Below are 3,659 nucleotides of genomic sequence, written 5' to 3' on the forward strand. Positions count from 1 at the left end.
GGGGGGTGGGATTTTTGGTGGGGGGAAAAAAAACACAACCTTCCCCTCCTTGTCCTTTGCGCCTCCCCGGGCCGCGTTCAGGGTACCCAGGGTGTTGTTGCGCAGCGCCGCCCAGGCGTTGTGCTCCTCGGTGAGCGGCACGTGCTTGTACGCGGCGGCATGGAAGACAAGCTGCGGCCGCCAGGCCAGGCAGCAGCGGCGCAACTGGGCGGCATCGCGCACGTCGCCCAGCAGGCGCACCAGCGGGATGTGCGGGAAGCGCCGGCCGAGTTCCTGCTCGATGGTGTAGAGGGCATATTCACTGTGCTCGAACAGCACCAGGCGCGCCGGACCGTAGTGGGCGATGCGCCGGCACAGCTCGGACCCGATGCTGCCGCCCGCGCCGGTGACGAGCACCGTGGCCCCGGACAGCGCCTCGGCGATGCCGGCCTCGTCGAGCTGCACGGGCTCGCGGCCCAGCAGGTCCTCGGGTTCGATCTCGCGCACCCGGCCCACTTGCGAGCCTTCGATGAGCTCCTGCATGGTCGGCACGGTGAGCACCGGCAGGCCGCTGCGGCTGGCCAGTTCGATCACGCGGCGGCGCTGCGGCAGGCGCAGCGAGGGCATGGCTACGATGAGGTGGGTGGCGCCCAGGCGGGCGGCATGGTCGCTCAGGCGGGCCAGGGGGCCGAGCACCGGCACACCGCCCAGGCGGGCGCCCTGCTTGGCCGGATCGTCGTCGAGCAGGCCCAGCACCACATAGCCCTGGTGCTGGATGCCCGCCAGCAGCATTCGCGCGGCCTGGCCGGCGCCCAGCACCAGCGCACGGCGCGGCGCCTGGCCGCCCAGCGACAGGCGCTCGCGCAGGTGCTCGTAGAACATGCGGTAGGCGATGCGAGCGGCGATCAGGCCCATCAGCGTCACCAGGGGGTGCAGGGCCAGCACTGAGCGCGGGATCTTGCTCCAGCCGGCCATCAGCACGACCACCGCCGCCACGAGGCCGGCACCCGCACAGGCCCAGGCCAGGCGGCGCACCTCGGCAAAGCCGGCGAAACGCCACATCGCCTGGGGCACACGCATGAGCACGAGGGCCACCAGGTACAGGCCGATCACGCCGGCCATCACCCAGGCGTCGTAGTCGGCGCGGGCGCTGATCCAGCGCTCGAAGCCCAGGCGGAAGAGGTAGGTGAGGTTCCAGGCTGCGGCGATCACGGCGGCATCGATCAGCAGGGACAGGCCCTGCCGCCAGGGCCGCACACGCGCGAGGCCCCGTTCGATGGCGAGCCACAGGCGGGTGTCCATGCTCAGCGCCCCGCCATCAGGGTGCACAAGGTGCGCCACAGCACGCGCAGGTCCTGGGTGAGCGAGGCGTGGTCCACGTAGTGCTCGGCCTGGCGCAGCTTGGCCGGCAGGATCTCCTCGATGTAGGTGCGTTCGGGGTCGCTGGAGCGGCCCAGGCGCTCGCTTTCGTCGAGGTGGGCAAGCGAAGCCGGGTCGGTCAGGCCGGGGCGCACCGACAGGAGCTTGTCGCGCAGGTGCTCGGGGTAGTGCGCCACGTAGCTCGGCACCTCGGGCCGCGGGCCCACCAGGCTCATCTCGCCGCGCAGCACGTCGAACAACTGGGGCAGCTCATCGAGCCTGTGGCGGCGCAGGAAGCGGCCGGCGCGGGTGATGCGCTCGTCCTGGCCCACAGTGAGCGGGAGACCGGCCTGGGCCGCGTCGTGCACCATGGTGCGGAACTTGTGGATGCGAAAGAGCCGCCCGCCGCGGCCCACGCGCTCCTGGCGGAAAAAGACGGGGCCGGGGGAATCCAGCTTGACCCACAGCGCCACGGCCAGCAGCAGCGGGGACAGCAGCACCAGGCCCAGCACGGCCGCGGTGAGGTCGAAAGCGCGCTTGAGCATGGCTCAGCCCTGCAAGGCCTTGCGCAACACCGCGGCCACACGATCGACGTCGACCTCGCGCATGCGGGTGTACAGCGGCAGGCTGAGCAGGGTCTCGAAGGCATGCTGGCTGTGCGGGAACTGTTCGGGGCGCAGCCCGTAGCGCTCGCGCCAGTAGGGGTGCAGATGCAGCGGGATGTAGTGCACGCTGCAGCCGATGCCCGCGGCGTAGAGCCGCTCGATCAGGGCATCGCGCCCGATGGGCGCCTCCTCGCGCAGGCGCAGCGCGTACAGATGCCAGGCATGACGTTCGCCGGCCGGGGCCCGCGGGGGCAGGATCACCGGCAGGCCCTCCAGCGCCGCATCGTAGCGCGCAGCCAGGGCCTGGCGGCGCTGCTGGAAGGCATCGGCGCGCTTGAGTTGGTGCAGGCCCAGCGCGGCGGCGATGTCGGTCAGGTTGTATTTGAAGCCGGGCGCGACGATTTCGTAATGCCAGCTCGGTCGTTTGGCGGTGAAGCGGTCGAAGGCGTCGCGGTCGATGCCGTGCAGGCGCATCACGCGGGCACGCTTGGCCAGCGCTTCGTCGCGCGTGACCAGCATGCCGCCTTCGCCGGTGGTGATGGTCTTGTTGGCGTAGAAGCTGAAGACCGTCGCGTCGCTGTCGAGCGTGCCCACCAGCCGGCCGCCGCTGGTGGTGGGCAGGGCGTGGGCGGCATCCTCGACGATCTTCAGGCCGTGACGGCGCGCGATGGCAGTGAGCGCGGGCATGTCGGCCGCCAGACCGGCATAGTGCACCGGGAGAAGGGCCTTGGTGCGCGGGGTGATCGCGGCTTGCACCGCGGCGGGGTCGAGGTTGAGCGTGGCCGGGTCGATGTCCACCAGCACCACGTCGGCCCCCAGGTAGCGCACCACCTCGGCGGTGGCGGTGAAGGTGTGGGTGGTGGTGATGACTTCGTCACCGGGGCCGATGCCCAGCGCTTCGAGGGCCAGATGCAGGCCGGCGGTGGCGGAGTTGACCGCGATGCAGTGCAGGCCGGGTTCACCGAGGTAGGCGGCGAAGGCCTCCTCGAAACGGCGCGCCTTGGGGCCGGTGGTGACCCAGCCCGAGCGCAGGGTGTCCACGACCTCGGCGATCTCGTCTTCGCCGATCTCGGGCAGGGCAAAGGGCAGGAAGGGCGTGTCAGCGGCGTTCATGCAGGTTTGGCAATCCAGGCCAGGACGTGGGTGCGCAGCCACGGCACCGCGTTGGCCACAGTGTAGGCACATGGGTGCAGCCGCACGAGGGCACGGGCCAGCGGCGGGGCCAGCGTGAGGCGGCGGGCGTCGATGCGGCCCAGGGGAAAGAGCGCGCGCACGCGGGCCAGCGGCACGCCGCGCACGTCCGGGTTGCGCGGGTTGTTGACGGTGAAGTCGTACCAGAGCACACCGCCGCCTGGGCGCACCCAGCGCCACATCGCATCGGCCAGCGCCTGCTGGGCGGCATCGTCCAGCAGGGAAGAAAACACGGTGGACTGCAGCACCACGTCCTGGCTGGCGGGCTCGATGGGAGCGGCGCTGGCGTCGCCCTCCAGGAGGCACAAGGCCGCCGGCAGGCGCTCGCGGGCCTGCGCGGCCCGCTCGGTCAGCAGCTCCAGCCCGGTGAGATGGGCCGGGGCGAAGCCCAGTTGCAGCGCGTCGAGCAGCAAGCCGCCGGTGCCGCAGCCCACCTCGACCAGGCGGCGCTGCGACAGGTCGTGCCAGCCCAGGCGCCGAAACAGCGCGGCCATGGCGCGTTGGCGCTCCTGCCAGGCGGCCAGC

The 3,659-nt window shown here is 71.5% G+C and carries 4 protein-coding genes; all 4 read right to left on the reverse strand.

Features of this window, described 5'->3' with window-relative positions; genetic code table 11:
* Positions 1-1,281 (reverse strand): polysaccharide biosynthesis protein (locus tag ACK42S_RS16455; protein ID WP_409710048.1); only part of this gene is annotated, 1,281 nt, incomplete at its 3' end.
* A 2-nt stretch (positions 1,282-1,283) separates the two neighbouring features.
* Positions 1,284-1,883, reverse strand: coding sequence for a sugar transferase (locus ACK42S_RS16460; protein WP_409710051.1), 600 nt, complete (start codon positions 1,881-1,883; stop codon positions 1,284-1,286).
* A gap of 3 nt (positions 1,884-1,886) precedes the next feature.
* Positions 1,887-3,056, reverse strand: a complete 1,170-nt coding sequence (locus ACK42S_RS16465) for a DegT/DnrJ/EryC1/StrS family aminotransferase (protein WP_409710054.1) — start codon at positions 3,054-3,056, stop codon at positions 1,887-1,889.
* Positions 3,053-3,658, reverse strand: coding sequence for a class I SAM-dependent methyltransferase (locus ACK42S_RS16470; protein WP_409710057.1), 606 nt, complete (start codon positions 3,656-3,658; stop codon positions 3,053-3,055). The genes ACK42S_RS16465 and ACK42S_RS16470 overlap by 4 nt, the downstream gene beginning before the upstream one ends.
* Position 3,659 lies beyond the last annotated feature (1 nt).

It is taken from the genome of Caldimonas sp. (assembly GCF_046289365.1).
Taxonomy (GTDB): domain Bacteria; phylum Pseudomonadota; class Gammaproteobacteria; order Burkholderiales; family Burkholderiaceae_C; genus Caldimonas.

Coding starts and splice junctions, on each gene's coding strand:
- ACK42S_RS16460 (WP_409710051.1), bottom strand. CDS start 1,883: ATGCTCAAGCGCGCTTTCGACCTCACCGCGGCCGTGCTGGGCCTGGTG.
- ACK42S_RS16465 (WP_409710054.1), bottom strand. CDS start 3,056: ATGAACGCCGCTGACACGCCCTTCCTGCCCTTTGCCCTGCCCGAGATC.